Source organism: Streptomyces sp. NPDC044061 (genome assembly GCF_056434305.1).
In genome coordinates this window covers 205972-224801 of sequence record NZ_JBWKFL010000009.1, presented here as the reverse complement: position 1 = coordinate 224801, position 18830 = coordinate 205972, and the positions used below count along the sequence as shown (strand labels likewise).

At 73.2% G+C, this 18830-nt stretch carries 20 protein-coding genes; 12 read left to right on the top strand and 8 right to left on the bottom strand.

Annotated features, from left to right (window positions below; translation table 11 throughout):
- Positions 1-92 precede the first annotated feature (92 nt).
- A complete protein-coding gene (locus tag AC07CM_RS17175; RefSeq protein ID WP_478877290.1) occupies positions 93-737 on the top strand; it encodes a DedA family protein in 645 nt (214 codons plus the stop codon).
- 61 nt (positions 738-798) lie between these two features.
- Here AC07CM_RS17175 and AC07CM_RS17170 read toward each other — a convergent pair whose 3' ends face one another.
- Positions 799-1326 (bottom strand): gamma carbonic anhydrase family protein, encoded by a 528-nt coding sequence (locus tag AC07CM_RS17170; RefSeq protein WP_478877203.1) that lies wholly within the window; start codon positions 1324-1326, stop codon positions 799-801.
- Between the two features lie 106 nt (positions 1327-1432).
- On the opposite strand from AC07CM_RS17170, the gene AC07CM_RS17165 reads away from it, so the two are divergent.
- Positions 1433-2197 carry an acyltransferase gene (locus AC07CM_RS17165; RefSeq protein WP_478877202.1) on the top strand — a complete coding sequence of 255 codons (765 nt, stop codon included), beginning with the start codon at positions 1433-1435 and terminating at the stop codon, positions 2195-2197.
- A 1-nt stretch (position 2198) separates the two neighbouring features.
- Here the strand turns inward: AC07CM_RS17165 and AC07CM_RS17160 are convergent, their stop codons facing one another.
- Complete coding sequence (locus tag AC07CM_RS17160) at positions 2199-3056, bottom strand: EamA family transporter (RefSeq protein WP_478877201.1); 858 nt, start codon at positions 3054-3056, stop codon at positions 2199-2201.
- A 102-nt stretch (positions 3057-3158) separates the two neighbouring features.
- Between AC07CM_RS17160 and AC07CM_RS17155 the strand changes: the two genes are divergently transcribed.
- Entirely contained in the window at positions 3159-3731 is a 573-nt protein-coding gene (locus AC07CM_RS17155) for a helix-turn-helix domain-containing protein (protein ID WP_478877200.1), read from the top strand.
- 43 nt (positions 3732-3774) lie between these two features.
- Entirely contained in the window at positions 3775-4332 is a 558-nt protein-coding gene (locus AC07CM_RS17150) for a YbaK/EbsC family protein (protein WP_478877199.1), read from the top strand.
- Between the two features lie 2 nt (positions 4333-4334).
- Here AC07CM_RS17150 and AC07CM_RS17145 read toward each other — a convergent pair whose 3' ends face one another.
- Positions 4335-5456 carry a cation diffusion facilitator family transporter gene (locus AC07CM_RS17145; protein ID WP_478877198.1) on the bottom strand — a complete coding sequence of 374 codons (1122 nt, stop codon included), beginning with the start codon at positions 5454-5456 and terminating at the stop codon, positions 4335-4337.
- A 9-nt stretch (positions 5457-5465) separates the two neighbouring features.
- Here AC07CM_RS17145 and AC07CM_RS17140 point away from each other — a divergent pair, with 9 nt between their 5' ends.
- On the top strand, positions 5466-5831 hold the full coding sequence (locus AC07CM_RS17140; RefSeq protein ID WP_478877197.1) for an ArsR/SmtB family transcription factor: 366 nt from the start codon (positions 5466-5468) through the stop codon (positions 5829-5831).
- A gap of 30 nt (positions 5832-5861) precedes the next feature.
- On the opposite strand, the gene AC07CM_RS17135 is transcribed toward AC07CM_RS17140, so the two are convergent.
- The 3 genes from AC07CM_RS17135 to AC07CM_RS17125 all read right to left on the bottom strand — a co-directional run bounded on the left by AC07CM_RS17135 (position 5862) and on the right by AC07CM_RS17125 (position 9410).
- Positions 5862-7085, bottom strand: coding sequence for a 4-hydroxybenzoate 3-monooxygenase (locus AC07CM_RS17135; RefSeq protein WP_478877196.1), 1224 nt, complete (start codon positions 7083-7085; stop codon positions 5862-5864).
- A gap of 75 nt (positions 7086-7160) precedes the next feature.
- Entirely contained in the window at positions 7161-8798 is a 1638-nt protein-coding gene (locus AC07CM_RS17130; RefSeq protein ID WP_478877195.1) for an APC family permease, read from the bottom strand.
- 204 nt (positions 8799-9002) lie between these two features.
- Positions 9003-9410, bottom strand: a complete 408-nt coding sequence (locus AC07CM_RS17125; protein WP_478877194.1) for a CoA-binding protein — start codon at positions 9408-9410, stop codon at positions 9003-9005.
- Between the two features lie 143 nt (positions 9411-9553).
- Between AC07CM_RS17125 and AC07CM_RS17120 the strand changes: the two genes are divergently transcribed.
- The 5 genes from AC07CM_RS17120 (at position 9554) to AC07CM_RS17100 (ending at position 16011) form a co-directional block, all read left to right on the top strand.
- On the top strand, positions 9554-10414 hold the full coding sequence (locus AC07CM_RS17120) for a hypothetical protein (RefSeq protein ID WP_478877193.1): 861 nt from the start codon (positions 9554-9556) through the stop codon (positions 10412-10414).
- Entirely contained in the window at positions 10411-10977 is a 567-nt protein-coding gene (locus AC07CM_RS17115) for a SixA phosphatase family protein (protein WP_478877192.1), read from the top strand. The genes AC07CM_RS17120 and AC07CM_RS17115 overlap by 4 nt, the downstream gene beginning before the upstream one ends.
- Positions 10978-11090: 113 nt before the next feature.
- Positions 11091-11717 (top strand): YigZ family protein, encoded by a 627-nt coding sequence (locus AC07CM_RS17110; RefSeq protein ID WP_478877191.1) that lies wholly within the window; start codon positions 11091-11093, stop codon positions 11715-11717.
- A gap of 143 nt (positions 11718-11860) precedes the next feature.
- Positions 11861-13024 carry an exonuclease SbcCD subunit D gene (locus tag AC07CM_RS17105; RefSeq protein ID WP_478877190.1) on the top strand — a complete coding sequence of 388 codons (1164 nt, stop codon included), beginning with the start codon at positions 11861-11863 and terminating at the stop codon, positions 13022-13024.
- The gene (locus tag AC07CM_RS17100) at positions 13021-16011 is read left to right on the top strand and encodes an AAA family ATPase (RefSeq protein WP_478877189.1); all 2991 of its coding nucleotides are present in this window, start codon (positions 13021-13023) and stop codon (positions 16009-16011) included. Before AC07CM_RS17105 ends, AC07CM_RS17100 begins: the two co-directional genes overlap by 4 nt.
- A 5-nt stretch (positions 16012-16016) precedes the next feature.
- On the opposite strand, the gene AC07CM_RS17095 is transcribed toward AC07CM_RS17100, so the two are convergent.
- Positions 16017-16463, bottom strand: a complete 447-nt coding sequence (locus AC07CM_RS17095; RefSeq protein WP_478877188.1) for an Lrp/AsnC family transcriptional regulator — start codon at positions 16461-16463, stop codon at positions 16017-16019.
- A gap of 93 nt (positions 16464-16556) precedes the next feature.
- Here AC07CM_RS17095 and AC07CM_RS17090 point away from each other — a divergent pair, with 93 nt between their 5' ends.
- Positions 16557-17033, top strand: coding sequence for a rhodanese-like domain-containing protein (locus AC07CM_RS17090; RefSeq protein ID WP_478877187.1), 477 nt, complete (start codon positions 16557-16559; stop codon positions 17031-17033).
- A 24-nt stretch (positions 17034-17057) separates the two neighbouring features.
- Positions 17058-17573 (top strand): immunity 21 family protein, encoded by a 516-nt coding sequence (locus AC07CM_RS17085; RefSeq protein ID WP_478877186.1) that lies wholly within the window; start codon positions 17058-17060, stop codon positions 17571-17573.
- 12 nt (positions 17574-17585) lie between these two features.
- On the opposite strand, the gene AC07CM_RS17080 is transcribed toward AC07CM_RS17085, so the two are convergent.
- Positions 17586-18824 carry a cytochrome P450 gene (locus tag AC07CM_RS17080; protein ID WP_478877185.1) on the bottom strand — a complete coding sequence of 413 codons (1239 nt, stop codon included), beginning with the start codon at positions 18822-18824 and terminating at the stop codon, positions 17586-17588.
- Between the last annotated feature and the right edge of the window lie 6 nt (positions 18825-18830).

Genomic DNA, 18830 nt, shown 5'->3' with positions numbered 1-18830 from the left:
TCGTTCACAGCCGACCAGGTAGCCTTCCCATGGGGCGCGCTGCGCAAGCCACGCCCCGGCAGACAGGAACGGTGACAGGGGAGGAATCGGCGGTGCACGTCCAGGAGTGGCTCGACACGGTGCCCGCGGCCGCCGTCTACGCCGTGGTGGCCCTGGTGATCGGCCTGGAGAGCCTGGGCATCCCGCTGCCGGGCGAGATCGTCCTGGTGTCGGCGGCGCTCATGTCCTCCCAGCACTCCGGCATCAACCCGGTCGTCCTCGGCGTGTGCGCGACCGCGGGCGCCGTCATCGGCGACTCGATCGGCTACGCGATCGGCCGCAAGGGCGGACGGCCGCTGCTGGCCTGGCTGGGCAGGAAGTTCCCCAGACACTTCGGCGAGGGCCATGTCGCCACCGCCGAGCGGTCCTTCGAGAAGTGGGGCATGTGGGCCGTCTTCTTCGGCCGCTTCGTCGCCCTCCTGCGCATCTTCGCCGGTCCTCTCGCGGGCGTCCTCCACATGCCGTACTGGAAGTTCCTGACCGCGAACGTCCTCGGCGGCATCTGCTGGGCCGGCGGCACCACGGCCGTCATCTACTACGTCGGCGTCGTCGCCGAGGACTGGCTCAAGCGCTTCTCGTACCTGGGCCTGGTGGCGGCGGTCCTGATCGGCCTGACCTCGATGCTGATCATCAAGCGCAGGGCCAGGAAGGTCCAGACGGAACAGCGAGAAGCAGAGCCTGTGGGCGCCGGGGACTGAGCCGGGCCGAGGGGCGCGGGGTCCTGCGTGAGGCCCCCACGAACCCGCACCCGCCGAGGACCTACTCGTGCACCCCGCGATGCGCCTTGGCCAGCTCCGCGTACATGGTCCCGTTGAGGGTGACCCCCTGCCGCTCCTCCTCGGAGAGCGTCCGCTTCACCTTGGCGGGCACCCCCGCCACCAGCGACCCGGGCGGCACGACCATCCCCTGCGGCACCAGCGCCTGAGCGGCGACGAGTGACCCGGCCCCGATCACGGCCCCGTTGAGCACGGTCGCCCCCATCCCGATGAGGCAGTCGTCCTCCACGGTCGCCCCGTGCACCACGGCGTTGTGGCCGATGGAGACGTGCTCCCCGACGCTCACCGGAAACCCGGGGTCGGCATGCAGAGTGCAGTTGTCCTGGACATTACTGCCGGCGCCGACCTCGATCTTCTCGACGTCCCCCCGCAGAACGGCGCCGTACCAGACGCTCACCCCCGAGCGCAGCGTCACGTCCCCGATCACCGATGCCGTGGGCGCCACGAACACCTCCGCATCGAGCCGGGGTTCCTTCCCACCGATGCCCACGATCAACGCCTGGTGCGTCATCAGCTCTCCTCGAGTCAGTAGTTCTTCGCACCGTACGACAGGAGTGGGGCACAGATCACAGCAGCCCACCCTCATGCCGAAGGCTCCCGCCGAGTAACTTGACCCCGTGCCGAAGAGCAAGAACACGTTCTCATCCTGGCGAGGCCGCGCAGCGCAACGCGCCGTCCACGCGGCCTGGGCGTGGATACAGCGCACCGGATCGGTGACGGCCGAGAACCCCGGCAGCCTGCGCTTCGGCTCGATCGGCGAAGTCACCCGGCTGGCCTTCCCGCTCGGCACGGTCTTCGGCGAGCCCTGGATCCACCTCGGCTCCCACTGCATCATCGGCGAGCAGGTCACCCTCACCGCCGGCCTGATGCCGGACCTGGACCTCGGCCCGGACCCGATCCTGCGCATCGGCGACGGGGCCGTGCTCGGCCGTGGCAGCCATGTCATCGCCGACACCACGGTCACGATCGGCAGCGACTGCTACTTCGGGCCGTACGTCTACGTGACCTCCACCAACCACTCCTACGACGACCCGCACGAGCCCATCGGCAGGCAGTGGCCGCGCATGGAGCCGGTGGAGATCGGCCCGGGCTGCTGGATCGGCACCGGTGCGGTGATCCTCCCCGGGGCGCGGATCGGCCGGAACGTGGTGGTGGCGGCGGGCGCGGTGGTGCGCGGGACCGTGCCCGACCATGCCGTGGTCGCGGGGGCACCCGCCCGGGTCGTACGCCGCTGGACGCCCGACGACGGCTGGCAGCCGCCGCTGCGGACCCCGGCGCCGGTGCCGCTCCCGGACGGGATCACGCCGGAGCAGTTGCGCGCGCTGGCCGATCTCGACGAGGAGGCCGTGGAGCAGCTGGCCCGCATCGAGGCCGACGGCTGACTCAGCCGGTCGCCAGGAGCAGCGTTCCCAGCAGGGCGAGTCCCGCGCCAGCGGCCTGGACGGCGCGCAGTCGCTCGCTGAGGAAGCCGCGTGCGGCCAGTGCGGTGACCACCGGGTAGAGGGAGGCGAGCACCGCCGCCACGGTGACCGGTCCGTGCTGGGCGGCGACCGCGTAGGTGCCGTTGGCGGCCACGTCCGCGAGGCCGACGAAGGCCAGCGCCGGCAGCGCGGTCAGGGGGAGGCCGCCCTCGGGCAGGGCGGGGGTGCCGCGCCGGACGGACGCGTGCAGGGCCGCGCCGCCCGCCGCGACGCTCGTCACGCGCTGGACGAACAGCGACAGGAACAGGCCGGTGACATTCGTCGAGGCCTCCGTGATCAGCGCGAACACCGTGCCGAAGCCCAGCGCCGCGACGAGGGTGAGCAGGATCGTCCGGCGCTGCACGGGCGCGCCCCGCAGTTGCGGGCCGCCCGCGAGGACGACGCCGGTGACGGCGACCGCGATGCCCGCGACCTGCAGGGCCCCCGGGCGCTCGCCGAGCACCAGGCCCACACCGACGGGTACGGCCACACTCAGCGTGGCCAGCGGGGAGACCACGCCCATCGGGCCCAGCGCGAGTGCCTTGTAGAACGAGAAGACGGCCACCGGGCCGGCCAGACCGGCCGCGACCGCGAACCACAACCGCGGACCCGCCTCGCTCCAGCCGCCGGTCGCGACCACGATCGCGCCGAGCACGACCGCCGCGACGGCCTGGGAGGCGACCACCACCGTCAGCGCGGGCGTGCGTCGCGTGAGCAGCCCGCCGCCGAAGTCGGCCAGCCCCCACAGGAGACTGGTGGTCAGCGCGAAGAATGCTGTCACGGGCCACCTCGCAGTACAGTGCGGTGAACGGCTGGGTACACCACACCGTAGTCCAATCACATAAACGTTGCCATTCAATACAGTGAACCCTCTGGATGTGATGTGTCGGACCTCGAGCTCCTGACCCAGTCCCTGGCGCGCAACGTCAAACACTGGCGTGCGGTGCGCGGCTTCACCCTGGACGTGCTCGCCGCCAGGGCCGGTGTCAGCCGCGGCATGCTCATCCAGATCGAGCAGGCCCGCACCAACCCGAGCATCGGCACCGTCGTCAAGATCGGCGACGCGCTCGGGGTCAGCGTGACCACGCTGCTCGACTACGAGCGGGGTCCGAAGGTCCGCATCGTCCCTGCCGAGCGCGCCGTGCGGCTGTGGCACACCGAGGCCGGCAGCTACAACCGGCTGCTCGCCGGCACGGAGGCCCCGGGGCCGCTGGAGATGTGGGACTGGCGGCTGATGCCGGGCGACCGCAGCCCCTCCGAACCGCACCCCGGCGGCACGGTCGAGCTGGTCCACGTCACCGCGGGCGAGCTGACGCTCACCGTGGACGGTGAGGACTACCGCGTCCCGGCCGGTGCGAGCGCCTCCTTCGAGGCCAACCTCCCGCATGTGTACGCCAACACCGGCGACGTGCCGATGGAGATGGTGATGGCGGTCTCCGTGCCGCCCGTGGTCTGAGACGCCGGTACGGCGGGCGGGCGGGTCTTGTTAGCGTGCGGGCATGCGCGCACCCATCGGAGACTTCGACACCGCGACCCCCGCCCCGGACTGCCTGGACGAGCTGACCGCGCCCGTCGCCGACGCCGTACGCCACTGGCGGGGCAGCGTCCCCGCCGACCGGATCGTCCACGTCGACACCGACCCGCGCTGGGCCGACACGGCCGTCTTCGTGGAGCACTACGGCCGCGATCTGCTGGAGCGGTCCGCGAACTGTGTGGTGGTCGCGGGCAAGCGGGGCGGCGAGACCACCCTCGCGGCATGCGTGGTGCTCTCCACCACCCGGGTCGACGTCAACGGCGTGGTGCGCCGCCAACTCGGCGCGCGCAAGGCCTCGTTCGCCGCGATGGACACGGCGACCGGCGAGACCGGCATGGAGTACGGCGGCATCACCCCGATCGGGCTGCCCGCCGACTGGCCGGTGCTGGTGGACGCGGCCGTGGTCGACCTGCCCTACGTCCTGATCGGCAGCGGGCGCAGGCGCGGCAAGCTGCTGGTGCCGGGCAAGGCGCTCGCGGAGCTGCCCGGCGCGGTGGTGCTCGAAGGGCTCGGCGTCGCCTGAGCTCAGGCCGTCGGATGATGGGCCAGCGCCAGGTGCGGGTCTGTCTCGCCGGGCACCGGTGCCGGGTCCGCGTGCACCAGGGCGGCCGTGAGCCCCGGAACGGCGTGCAGCAGGGCGTGTTCGGCCTCGACGGCGATCGCGTGCGCCCGGCGGACCGTCGCCTCGCCGTCCACCACGACCGCCAGCTCGGCCCGCAGCCGGTGCCCGATCCACCTCAGTCGCAGCTCGCCCACGGCACGCACCCCCGGCACCCCACGCACCGCCCGCTCGGCCCGGTCCACCAGTGCCGGGTCGACGGCGTCCATCACCCGCCGGAACACCTCCCGCGCCGCGTCCCGCAGCACCAGCGCGATCGCGGCGGTGATCGCCAGACCCACGACCGGGTCGGCGAACCGCCATCCCAGGGCCGCGCCCGCGGCGCCCAGCAGGACGGCGAGCGAGGCGAACCCGTCCGTCCGGGCGTGCAGGCCGTCGGCGACCAGCGCGGCCGAGCCGATCTCCCGGCCCACCCGGATCCGGTACCTGGCCACCCACTCGTTGCCCACGAACCCGACCAGCGCGGCCACCGCCACCGCCGGCAGGTGCTCGACCGGACGCGGATCGAGCAGCCGCCCGACGGCCACCAAGGCCGCGAACGCGGCGGAGGCGGCGATCGTCAGCACGATCACGAGACCCGCCAGATCCTCGGCGCGCCCGTAGCCGTAGGTGAACCGACGGGTCGCCGCACGCCGGCCCAGCACGAAGGCGATGCCCAGCGGTACGGCCGTCAGCGCGTCGGCCGCGTTGTGCACGGTGTCCCCGAGCAGCGCCACCGAACCGGAGACCACGACGACCACCGCCTGGACCAGCGCGGTCGCCCCGAGCACGGCCAGCGAGACCCACAGCGCGCGCATGCCCCGCGCCGAGGACTCCAGGGCGCGGTCGAGCTTGTCGGCGGTCTCGTGCGAGTGCGGGGTGAACAGGTGGGCGAGGCGGTGGCGCCACCCGGGGGAGGGGTGGGCGTGGCCGTGGGGTTCCGGGCCGTGCCGGTGCCCGTGCTCGTCGCCGGGGTGGTGCGTGTGCAGGTCGCTCACGTGGATCCCCTTTCGGTGCGGGAATGGACGCGACGGCGCCCATGAAGCCATTATGTGCGTATGAGCGCACGCATGCACCTGTCACCTGCGCACCATGCGCAGCCGCGCACCCCGGGCGACGCGCAGTTCGCGGTCGCCGCCGAACTCCTCGCCCTGCTCGGCGACCGCACCCGCCTCACGCTGCTGCACGCCCTGACGACGGGCGAGGCCGACGTCACCACCCTCACCGAGGCGTGCGGAGCCGCACGCCCCGCCGTCAGCCAGCACCTGGCCCGGCTGCGCCTCGCGGGTCTGGTGACGACCCGCAAGGAGGGCCGCCGCGTGGTCTACGCGCTGCGCGACGGCCATCTGCGCCGCCTGGTCGACGAGGCGCTGAAGGTGGCCGACCACCGCCTGGCCGAGCGGGTTCCCGAAGCGGAGCGCTGAGCCCCTCCGGCAGGGCGGGCACCTCGGGGCTCAGAAGGCGGAAGCCGCGCCCAGGTACTGCTCGGCGAAGGCCGTCGCCGCCGCCGGCGAGGTGAACAGGCGGCGCAGCCGGGCCAGCGTGGTGCCCGCCCGGAACGGATCGCCCGAGGCGACGCCGTGGTAGATGTCCGACAGCCACTGCGAGAACTCCTGGTAGTCCCACACACGCCGCAGGGACGCCTCGGAGTAGCCGTCCAGGCCGCTGTCGTCGCCCCGGGTGACGTACGCGACGAGCGCGTCGCCGAGCAGGAAGGCGTCGTGCAGGGCGAGGTTCATGCCCTTCGCCGCGATCGGCGCCGTGAGATGGCCCGCGTCGCCGGCCAGCAACAGCCGCCCGTGCACGAGGGGTTCGACGACGTAGTGATGCATGTCCAGCACCCGCTTCTCGATCAGCGGGCCTTCCGCGAGCGGCGGCGCTCCGGCCGCGCCGAGCCGGGTGCGCAGCTCGGCCCAGACCCGCTCGTGCGGCCAGTTCTCCGGGTCGTCGCCGGGCGGGCACTGCAGGTAGTAGCGGGTGACCTCGGGGCTGCGGGCCATGTGCCCGGCGAAACCGTGCGGATGGACGCCGAACAGCACGCAGTCCGAGGAGGGCGGGGCCTCGGCGAGCAGGGCCAGCCAGCCGATGCCGTCGTCCTGCCGCGCGATCCGTGTCCGCTCCGGCGCGACCGCGTCCCGCGTCACCCCGCGCGCCCCGTCGCAGCCCGCGACGAAGTCACAGCGCAGCAGCCGCCGTTCACCCGTCTCGGGGCACTGGTACGACACCGCGGGCCGGTCCGAGTCCAGGTCGTGCAGCCGTACGTCGCGCACGCCGAAGCGGATGTCGCCGCCGCGTACGTCGGCGTACTCCCGCACCAGGTCCGTCACCAGCAGGGGCTGGGGGTACACCCAGTGGTGCCGGCCGGTCAGCTCGCCGTAGGAGAACCGGTACCGCTCGCCGTCGAAGCGGAACTCGCAGGCGTCGTGCACCTGGGCCCGCTCCAGCAGGTTGCCGGCCAGGCCGCGCCGCTCCAGGGCGCGCACCGCCCATTCCTCGATGACGCCGGCCCTCGGCCGGGTCTCGACGAACTGCCTGCTCTCGGTCTCCAGGACCACGCAGTCGACGGAGGCCGCCCGCATGAGGTTGCCGACGGTGAGCCCGGCGGGGCCGGCGCCCACGACGACGACCGTACGGCGTTCCTCGGACGGGGAGTCGGTGTGGGGGGAAGGGGAGATCACCCCCGCATTATGACGGTGTCCCGTCAGCCACGGCGGAGTTGCCGTGGCTGACGGGACACCGGGAGAGGTGCTGGGTCAGTGCGCCGGAGCGTCGGTGACCACGACCTCGTCGATGCTGCGCTCGATCGCCTCGGGCTTCGACGCGGTGGCCTTGGCCCAGTAGTAGATGCCGAGCGAGAACACCGCCACGACCAGGATGTCCCAGTACAGCGGGATGGTGCCGTCGCCGCCGAAGGTGCTCAGGTAGGAGATCACACCGAGGCCGAGGAGGTAGCCGGGCAGCCACTGCGCGGCCTTGAAGTCCAGCCGGGGCGCGTCGGGCAGGTTCTTGCGGATCGCGTACCAGGCGTAGGAGCCGAGCAGCACGTAGCCGAGCAGGATCGCGAAGCCGAGCCGCCACAGGGTGTCCCAGCCGGACCAGAAGATGATCAGGTTGGCGACCACGAACGACAGCGGCGAGACGATCTTGCCGAAGGGCAGCCGGTACGGGCGGTCGTGGTGCGGCAGGCGGTCGGCGAAGACGCCGTAGGCCAGCGGCGCGCCCGCGTACATCAGGACGCTCGCCGAGGTGATGAAGCTGACCAGCTCCTGCCAGCTCGGGAACGGCAGGAAGCACACCACGCCGGTCACGAACGAGACGATGAGACCGAACCACGGCACACCGCGCGAGTCCGTCTTGGCGAACACCTTGGGCGCGTAGCCGTTCTTGGCCAGGCCGTAGGAGATGCGGGAGGTGGCGGTGGTGTAGATCAGGCCGGTGCCGCCGGGGGAGATGATCGCGTCGGCGTACAGGACGAGGCCGAGCCAGCCGAGGCCCACCAGCGTGGCCAGACCCGCCCAGGGGCCGCTGATGCCGGGGAAGTCGAGCTTCGCCCAGCCGTGCGCGAAGGAGCTGTGCGGCAGCGCGACGATGAACACGACCTGGAGCAGGATGTAGATCACCGAGCCGATCGCGACCGAACCGAGGGTCGCGCGGGGCAGGTCACGCTTGGGGTTGCGGCTCTCCCCGGCCAGCTGGATCGCCTGCTCGAAGCCGAGCAGCGCGAAGATGATGCCGCTGGAGCTGATGGCGGCGAGAACGCCCTTGGCACCGAACGGCGCGAAGCCCTCGGAGGTGAAGTTGCCCGGGTGGAAGTTGCCGATGGCGATGACGAAGATCGCCGCGAGCGGGACGGCGATCTTCCACCAGGTGGCCGCGCTGTTGGTGTGCGCGAGGACACGGACACCGAGGAAGTTGACCGCGACGAAGACCGCCATGAGGACGACCGCGACGATGATGCCGCTGGTGGTGAGCGTGCCGTTGGCGCGCTGCAGCCCGTCGGCGAAGTGCCAGTGCTTGGCGTAGCCGATCATGGCCTCGACCTCGATCGGCGCCACGGTGGCCGCCTGGAGCCAGGAGAACCAGCCGAACGACATGCCGGCCAGGCCGCCGAAGGCGTAGTGCGGGTAGCGGGCCGTACCGCCGGCCACCGGGAACATGCCGCCGAGTTCGGCGTGCACCAGGGCCAGCAGCACGATGGCCACCGCGCCGATCACCCACGAGATGATCGCCGCGGGGCCGGCCACCACGACGGCCTTCTCGGCGCCGAACAGCCAGCCGGAGCCGATGATGGAGCCCACGGAGGCCCACATCAGACCGATCAGGCCGACGTCACGGCGCAGACCGCCCTGGCCTTTCGTGGTTGTAGGCGCTGCATGGTCGACTTTCACCATGTTCAAGTGGCCTCTCAGATCGTTTAACGCAGTCTTAACGGACAACAGCGCCACACAATAGGGACGCTTTCTGCGTCGACAAAAGAGTGTTGGTGAAGTCTTGACCTCGGATCTTGCCTGACTTGAATTCAGTCTTCCCACAGGTCAACGCCCGACGCGAATGTCAATATTCAGCGGCGAATTGTGAGAAGAAGGTGAGACAGGTCACCCCAGAAGGGGAATTTCGATCGCCGGGCACCGGTCCATCACCATGTCCAGACCCGCCGCCCGGGCCCGCTGGTAGGCGGCCGTGTCGACGACGTCCAGCTGGAACCAGACGGCCTTCGCCCCCTTGGCCACGGCCTCGTCTGCCACCGCGCCCGCGAGATCGCTGTTGACGAAGACGTCGACCACGTCCACCTCGAAGGGGATGTCCGCCAGCGACGCGTAGCCCGGCTCCCCGTGCACCGTCTCCGCCTTGGGGTGCACCGGCACGATCCGCTTGCCGAACCGCTGCAGCACCTGCGCCACCCCGTAGGCGGCCCGGCGCCGGTTCGAGGACAGGCCGACCACGGCCCAGGTGTCACCCAGTTCGGTCAGGATCCTGCGGATCGTCGCTTCGTCGCCGTACACGGCCGCCTCCTCGGGCTGCGTGGAAAACCGTCGTCCGGGCAACCGTGCCCGCCACGTGCTGATTCCCCCCGGTGCCCCGCCACGGCGACCGGAATCGGCGCAAGGTGCCTGCGTACGGCCGCCCGCACGCCTACGCTCGGGCCGTGCTGCGCATCCTCGACGCCCGAACCGGTGAGCCCGTCGCCGCCGCGCCCGCCCGGCGCGGCCTGACCCGGATCGAGGCCTATGCCTCGGGCCTCGATCTGACCGCCCTGCGGGTACTCCTCACCGCGGACGTCCTGGTCCGCGCCCTGGAGCTCGGCGGCACCCCCGTCTGGACCATCCTCACCGCACCCCGCCGGCACGCCGAACTCCGCACGGCCGCGACGACCCTGGCGGTCCGCCCCTTCGAGGACGGCCGCGACCTCGCGTCGGGCCTGGGGGAGGCGCAGGTGATCCATGTGGTGGGAGAAGGCACCGGGGCCCCGCCGGGCGAGGGTCCCCTGCTGGCCGTGGCGCCGGCTGCCTGGGCGGGGGCGGCCGGGCCCGGCGAGCCGGGCGCGGCGGGTGCGGAGGGTGGTGTGCGGGGCGCGGCGGCCGGGGCGGCGGACGCCGTACGCGGCGACCCCGCCGTACCGGCCGCGCCGGACGGCTCGTCCCCGCTCGACCTGCAGGCCCTCCTCTCCGACCCCGCCGCCCTGCGCCTGTGTCTGCTCTCCGTTCCGCGGAGCACGCCGGTACGGCTGGACCGCGGAGGGCTCGACGAGGCCGCGCGGACCCTCGCCCGCTGGCGGCGCGCCGTCGCCGGGTGGGCACGGCAGCCGTCGCGGCCGGTGCCCGACGAGGTGCGGGCGCGGTTGCGGACCGCCTGGGAGGACGATCTCGACCTGCCCGGAGTGCTGGGCGTGCTGCGGGACGTGGAGAGCGCGCCGGAGGTGCCCGACGGGGCCCGGTTCGAGACGTACGTCTACGCGGACCGCCTGCTCGCCCTCGACCTCGCCCGTGACCTCGGGAGCTTCGCGTGATCGAGCGGGCGGGCGCGGGCCCGCTGCGCCGGCTGGTCGTGCTGCGGCACGCCAAGTCCGCCTGGCCCGAGGGTGTCGAGGACCACCGCCGTCCGCTCGCGCCGCGCGGCCTGCGGGACGCCCCGGCCGCCGGGCGCGTCATGGCCGAGGCCGACTTCCTGCCCGACCTCGCCCTCTGTTCCACCGCCGCACGTGCCCGCCGCACCTGGGAGCTGGCCTCCGCGCAGTGGGGCACGCCGCCTACGGTGCGCTACGACCGGAGGCTGTACGCGGCCGACGTGCCGGACCTGCTCGAGGCGGTGCACGAAGTGCCGCGGGAAGTGGAGACGCTGCTGCTGGTCGGGCACAACCCGGGGCTCGAGGAGCTGGTCCTGGAACTGGCCGGCGACGGTCTGGAGGACACGCTGGACAGGGTGCGCGTGAAGTTCCCGACCTGCGCGCTCGCCGTGCTCGCCTGGCGCGGCACCGGCTGGCCGGCCCTCGCGCCCGGAACGGCCCTGCTGACGTCGTTCACCGTGCCCCGCGGAAAGAAGGAGAAAGGGGAAGGCGGCCGACGGAAGTAGAGCCGACGGAAGTAGAAAGGGGGGTGGGCGGCGTCACCTCTCCCGCCCGCACGCCGGCCGAGTGCCCCGAGACCGTGATCAGCGGCGACCCGGCGCTCGCATAGGCTGGCGGGATGCAGGACGAGTACCGCACGGTCGCCCGCGAGGGCGTGCACGAGACCGAGATCAACCGCTCCCGTTTCCTGTGCGCCCTCGCCCCGGCGGCCAGCGAGCAGGAGGCCCAGGAGTTCATCGCGGCCGTCCGCAAGGAGCACGCGGACGCCACGCACAACTGCTGGGCGTACGTCATCGGTGCCGACGCGTCCGTCCAGCGGGCCAGCGACGACGGCGAACCGGGCGGCACCGCAGGCGTGCCCATGCTCCAGATGCTGCTGCGCCGCGAGATGCGGTACGTGGTCGCCGTCGTCACCCGCTACTACGGCGGCGTCAAGCTCGGGGCCGGCGGGCTCATCCGGGCCTACGGCGGAGCGGTCGGCGAGGCCCTGGACGCCCTGGGCACCCTCACCCGGCGCCGCTTCCGGCTGGCCACGGTGACCGTCGACCACCAGCGCGCGGGCAAGGTGGAGAACGACCTGCGGTCCACCGGCCGCGAGGTCCGGGACGTCCGCTACGGCGAGGCCGTCACGATCGAGATCGGGCTGCCGGACGCCGACGTGGACGCCTTCCGCGCCTGGCTCGCCGATGTGACGGCGGGCACGGCCGGGTTCGAACTGGGCGGAGAGGCCTACGGGGACGCGTGAGGTTCACACGTGAGGTTCGCGTCACTCGCGGAGCACCATTCGCCTCGAACCAGGCATAACGGGCGCATGTGGGGCGGGTCGTGACGGTCTGATACGGGAGCAACCGCCCGTGATGTCGGACCCGGCCGTTAGTCTCGGGGATCATGAGACTCCTGCACACGTCCGACTGGCACCTCGGCCGGGCCTTCCACCGGGTGAACATGCTCGGGGCCCAGGCCGAGTTCATCGGTCACCTCGTCACCACCGTGCGCGAGCACGCGGTCGACGCGGTGGTCGTGTCCGGGGACGTGTACGACCGCGCGGTGCCGCCGCTCGCCGCGGTCGAGCTCTTCGACGACGCCCTGCACCGCCTGGCGGACCTGGGCGTGCCCACGGTGATGATCTCCGGCAACCACGACTCGGCCCGCCGGCTCGGCGTCGGCGCCGGACTCATCGACCGGGCGGGCATCCATCTGCGCACCGAGCCGGCCGCCGCCGGCCGCCCGGTCGTGCTGCGGGACGCCCACGGAGACGTGGCCTTCTACGGGCTTCCGTACCTCGAACCGGCGCTGGTGAAGGACGAGTTCGCGGTGGAGAGGGCCGGTCACGAGGCCGTGCTCGCCGCCGCCATGGACCGCGTCCGCGCCGACCTCGCCACACGGGCGCCGGGCACCCGTTCCGTCGTCCTCGCCCACGCCTTCGTCACCGGCGGCGAGGCGAGCGACAGCGAACGGGACATCACGGTCGGCGGGGTCGCCGCCGTACCGGCCGGGGTCTTCGACGGTGTCGACTACGCGGCGCTCGGGCATCTGCACGGCTGCCAGACCATCACCGAGCGCGTGCGCTACTCGGGCTCCCCGCTCGCCTACTCCTTCTCCGAGGCCGACCACCGCAAGAGTGTCTGGCTGGTCGACCTGGCCGCCGACGGCTCGGTCACCGCGGAGCGCGTCGACTGCCCGGTGCCGCGCCCGCTGGCCCGCGTCCGGGGCACCCTGGAGGACCTGCTCGCCGACCCCGCGCTGTCCCGCCACGAGGACGCCTGGGTCGAGGCCACCCTCACCGACCCGGTCCGCCCGGCCGACCCCATGGCCCGGCTCACCGAGCGCTTCCCGCACACCCTCAGCCTGGTCTTCGCCCCGGAGCGGGCCCCCGACGACCCGGCTGTGTCCTACGCCCGCCGGCTCGCCGGGCGCAGCGACCAGCAGATCGCCCAGGACTTCGTGGCCCATGTGCGCGGCGCCGGGCCCGACGAACAGGAGGCGGCCGTGCTGCGCGACGCCTTCGACGCCGTGCGCGCCGACGACGCCGTACGGGAGGTGGCCCGGTGAGGCTGCACCGGCTCGACATCACCGCGTTCGGGCCTTTCGGCGGCTCCCGCAGCGTCGACTTCGACGCGCTGTCCGCCGCCGGGCTCTTCCTGCTGCACGGCCCCACCGGCGCGGGCAAGACCTCCGTCCTGGACGCTGTCTGCTACGCGCTCTACGGCTCCGTGCCCGGCGCCCGGCAGAGCGGCCAGGGCATGAACCTGCGCAGCGACCACGCCGAACCCGGCACCCGCACCGAGATCCGCCTCGAACTCACCGTGGCCGGACGGCGGTTGGAGATCACCCGGCAGCCGCCGTGGGAGCGGCGCAAGCTGCGCGGCAAGGGCATGACGGTCGACAAGGCCCAGACCTGGCTGCGCGAGTACGACGCCCACACCCGCGCCTGGAAGGACCTCAGCCGCTCCCACCAGGAGACAGGCGAGGAGATCACCCGGCTCCTCGGCATGAGCCGCGAGCAGTTCTGCCAGGTCGTCCTGCTGCCCCAGGGCGACTTCGCCCGCTTCCTGCGCGCCGACGCCGAGGCCCGCGGCCGCCTCCTGGGCCGTCTCTTCGACACCCAGCGCTTCGCCGACGTGGAGAAGCGGCTCGCCGAACGCCGGCGCGCGACCGAGGCCCGGGTACGGGAGGGCGACGCCGCGCTCCTTGCCGACGCGCACCGCATGCAGCAGGAGGCGGGCGACGCCATGGAGCTGCCCGAGCTGGGCCCCGGCGAGCCCGGCCTGGCCGATGCCGTCCTCGGCGCCGCCGCCGTGGCCCGAGGCACCGCCCGGGAGCGACTCACCGTCGCCCACTGCCGGCTCACCGCTGCCGAGTCCGGCCACGCCGCGGCCCGGCGCGCCCTGGACGACGCACGCGAACTCGCCCGGCTGCAGAGCCGGTTCGCCGAGGCGCGGCGGCGGGCCGAGCTGCTGCGGGAGCGGGCCGACGCCCACCGCGAGGCGCAGGAGCGCATGGCACGCGCACGCAAGGCGGAGGCAGTGGCGCCCGCGCTGGAGCTGCGGGAGGCCGCCGAGGCCGAACACCGCGCGGCCGCCGCGGCCGAGGCACGCGTGCGCGGGACGCTCCCAGACGCCCACGCCGACGCCGGTCCCACGGGCCTCGCCGCCGCCGCCCGCCGCGCCGCCGAGGAACTGGGCGGGCTGGAGTCGGCCCGGCGCGCGGAAGGGCGGCTCGCCGGACTGACCGACGAACGGGCCGGTCTGGACCGGCAGGAACGCGCCGACGAGGAGGTCCTGCGCGAGGCCGACGTCTGGCTCGCCGAGTGGGACGGCGTGCGCGCGGCCCTGCAGTCCCGCATCGACTCCGCCCAGGAGGCGGCCAGCCGCGCCGAACAGCTCGCCGTCCAGCGAGAACCCGCACGGCGGCGCCTCGACGCGGCACGGACCCGGGACGAGCTGGCCGCGGACCTGGAGGCGGCGCAGCGCCGGGCCCTCGCCTCGGCGCAGCACGCCCTGGACGCCCGCGCCCACTGGCTGGACCTCAAGGAACAGCGCCTGAACGGCATCGCCGCCGAGCTGGCCGCGCACCTCACCGACGGCGAGCCCTGCGCCGTCTGCGGCGCCACCGAACACCCCGCGCCGGCCCGCAAGGTCGCCGGGCACGTCGACCGCGAGGCCGAGGAGCGCGCCCTCGCCGCCCACCAGCGGGCCGGCGAGCAGCACACCGAGGACGAGCGGCGCCTGGGCGTCGTGCGCGAGGCCCTGGCCGCGGCCACCGCCGAGGCCGGTGACACCCCCACCGGCCGGCTCGCCGCCGAGGCCGACGAGCTGGAGCAGGAGTACGTACGCGCCCGCCGTGCCGCCACCGCCCTGCACGCCGCCCACGAGGAGCTGCGGCGCGCCGAGCACGAGCGCGAGCGGCGCCTGGCCGACCGCCAGCAGGCCGCCGTACGGACCGCCTCCCGGCTCACCCGGCGCGAGACCCTGGAGCGCGAACAGACCGCGCTGGAAAAGGAGTTGATACAGGCGCGCGGAGCAGCGGCGAGCGTGGCCGCCCGCGCCGCACAGCTGGAGCGGCTGGCGGCGCTGCTCACCGACGCCGCCGACGCGGTACGCGCCGCCGAGGACGCCGCCCAGCGCCTCAAGGACGCCGACGCCCGTCTCGCCGACGCCGCCTACCGCGCCGGCTTCGACACCCCGCAGGCCGCGGCCGCCGCCCTGCTGGACGACGCCGCCCACCGCGAGCTGCAACACCGTCTGGACGCCTGGCAGTCGGAGGAGGCGGCCGTGCGCGCCGTACTCGCCGAGGCCGACACCGCGGCCGCCGCCCAGCAGCCGCCCGTCGACCCCGGCGCGGCGGAGCGGACGGCAGCCGAGGCCGAACGGCGGCTGCGCGACGCCGCCTCCGCACGCGACGCGGCGGCCCGCTGCCGCACCGAACTGGACCGGCTCTCGGCCCGCGCCACCGAGGGCGTGCGCCGCCTCGGCCCGCTGCGCGAGGAGTACGACCGGGTGGCCCGTCTGGCCGCCCTGACAGCGGGCACCTCCGCCGACAACGAGCGCAGGATGCGCCTGGAGTCGTACGTGCTGGCGGCGCGCCTGGAGCAGGTCGCCGCCGCCGCGACCGTGCGGCTGCAGCGCATGTCGTCGGGCCGTTACACCCTCGTCCACTCCGACGACCGCACCGGCCGCGGCCGCAGCGGACTCGGGCTGCATGTCGTGGACGCCTGGACCGGACGCGAGCGGGACACGGCCACGCTGTCCGGCGGCGAGACCTTCTTCGCCTCCCTCGCCCTCGCCCTCGGCCTCGCCGACGTCGTCACCGACGAGGCCGGAGGCGTCCGCCTGGACACCCTCTTCATCGACGAGGGCTTCGGCAGCCTCGACGACCAGACCCTGGACGAGGTCCTGGACGTCCTCGACTCCCTGCGTGAACGCGACCGCAGCGTCGGCATCGTCAGCCACGTCCCCGACCTGCGCCGCCGGATCCACGCCCAGCTGGAGGTCGTGAAGGGCAGAGCGGGGTCGTCGCTGCGACAGCGGGGCGTGTGACGAGGTCAGCGGCCGAGGGGGCGGCGGGGGAGCGGTGAGGAGTACACCACGCTCGTCGTCACCGAACCCAGCGTGCCGATCCTTCCCGAGACCTCCTCCAGATGGGACATGGAGCGTGCGGCGACCTTGATGACGAAACAGTCGTCGCCCGTCACGTGGTGCGCCTCCAGGATCTCGGGCGTCGAGGCCACCAGGTCGTGGAACGGCTTGTAGTTGCCGTTCGGGTACCGCAGCCGCACGAACGCCATGATCGCCAGGCCGAGCCGTTCGGGGTCGACGACCGCCGCGTACCCCTGGATCACGCCGGCCTCCTCCAGCCGCCGGACCCGTTCGGTGACGGCGCTCGGCGACATGGAGACCTCACGCGCCAGGTCGGCGTAGCTCGCCCGCCCGTTCCGCTGGAGGACGTCGAGAATGCGCCAGTCGGTGGCGTCCGGGGAATACGCGGTCATCCAGGATGGATAGCAGGGGAATCCCCGGCCGGGCAAGGACAGCCCCGTGGATCATCACTTCAGGGAGCCGGTCGTGGGCCATAGATTTTCAGCATGATCACTGAGACCTCCGTGAACCCCGTCCTGCGCGTGGCCCCGGCCACCCCAGCCGAGGCCGCCGCCCACTTCCGCGCGAGTCTCGCCTTCCACGCCGACGTCTCCGACGTGGCCGCCGCGCTCGCGGCCGGCGGTGACCCCGGCTTCGTCGTGGTCGACTCCCGCTCCACCGAGTCCTGGGATCAGGGGCACGTCCCGGGCGCCGTCCACCTGCCGACCGCACTCGTCCCCGAGCAGGCCGAGCGGCTCCTCGACAAGTCCGTCCCCGTGGTGACGTACTGCTGGGGCCCCGGCTGCAACGGCGCCACCCGCGCCGCTCTCGCCCTGGCCGAACTCGGCTACCAGGTCAAGGAGATGCTCGGCGGCTTCGAGTACTGGGCGCGCGAGGGCTTCGCGTACGAGACCTGGGAGGGCCCGGCACGCCGGGACGCGGACCCGTTGACGGCCCCCGTGGCGGGAGAGTGCGGCTGCTGACTTCCGTCCGTGTAGGTTCTGCCCATGGCTCGATACGCGGATCCAGGCGCGCTGGAGTGGGTGGAGTCGGGCGGCGGCCCGCTGATAGCCGTACCGGAGACGGTGCTGCCCTTCTGGGCGGGCGCCGACAGCGAGGAACTCGCCACGGACTACGACCGCGCGTGCGAGGTCGACGGCTACGTGGGCCTGCTCCCGGTCGGCGACAGCGTGGCCCTCGTCTTCGGTGACGAACCCGCCTCCACCTCCTACCTGCCCGACCGGGGCGCCTTCGTGCGCTGGTTCGCCGCCGGCTCCGAGCACGAGCTGCTGGCCCAGCTCCCCGCCGCGCTCGACGCGGCCGTGTGGGAGGACGAGATCCGCTGGAACGTGCCCGGACCGGTGGTGCTGTTCGACTCGGCCTGGCCCGGCGGCGCGGCACAGGGGGCGGAGCACCTGCGGGTCCCGCTGGAACCGGGCCCGTACGCGGTGCGTGCCGCGTACGCCCAGCCGGGACCCGAGACCTGGGTGGGGCTCGTCCAGCTCAGACGGCTCGCGCACTGACCCCGGGAGCGGTCAGCTCAGGTTGTCGAAGGCGACGTTCAGATGGCGGGGGCCGCGCAGCACGGCGTTCGGCCGGTACGGCGGCGGGTCCTCGACCAGGCGCGGGTTCTCCAGCCGGCGGGCCAGCTCGGACAGGGCGATCTGCGTCTCCAGCCGGGCCAGCGGAGCGCCGAAGCAGCTGTGGATGCCGCTGCCGAAGCCGAGGTGCTGGATGTCCTCGCGGTCCGGGTCGAACCGTTCGGGGTCCTTGAAGCGCTCCGGGTCCCGGTTGCCGGCCGCGATCATGAGCCAGATGCGCGAGCCCTTGGGGATGGTGACCCCGCGCACCTCGATGTCGGTGATGCAGGTGCGCTGCGGCACGATCTGCACCGGCGGCTCGTACCGCAGCAGCTCCTCCACGAGGTTGACCGACAGCCGGGGATCCTCCCGCAGCCGCCGCAGGACGTCCGGGTGGCGCAGCAGGGTGAGCATCCCGTTGGTGATGAGATTGACCGTCGTCTCGTGACCGGCGATCAGCAGCAGCACCGCGGTGCTGAGCACCTCCATCATCGTCATGGAGCCGGCCGGGCCCTCGCTGTTCACGAGGTCGGAGAGCAGGTCGTCCTGCGGTTCCTTGGTGCGCTGCTCGGCCAGCCCGGCCAGATACATGCCGAGCGCCATCCGCGACTCCTGCAGGGTCTTCACGAACTCGTCGTCCGCGCCCTGCCGGGTCCCCGGGTCGAGGCTCGCGACCAGCGGATCGACCCAGCCGCGGAACTTCGGCTCGTCCTCCCGGGGCACCCCGAGCAGCCGGCAGATCACCGTCACCGGGAAGGGATAGGCGAACTGGTCGACCAGGTCGATCTGCCGTGCGTCTCCGAAACCGTCGATCAGGTGGGTGACGGTCGCCGCCATGTCGCCCCGCAGGTTCTCCACCCGGCGCGGCCGGTGGGGCGGCCCGAAGCCGCTGTTGGCGATGCGCCGCAGCCGGTCGTGCTCGGGCGGGTCCAGGCGGAGGAAGGACGGCGGCAGTCCTCCCGTCTCCTGCGCCTCGTTCAGCGCGTCGCGTCCGGAGGCGGCCACGTTGGCGGCGTCGGAGCTGATCCGCGGATCGTGGAGCAGGGCCTTGATGTCGTAGTACGAGCTGAGGAGGTAGGGACCGCCCTCCTCCTCGTGCAGCACCGGGGTCCTGCGCAACTCCTCGTACAGCGGATACGGGTTGGCGCGGTTCGCGAAGTCGGTGATCCGGCTCACCAGCGAGGCTTCAGTCATGACGGG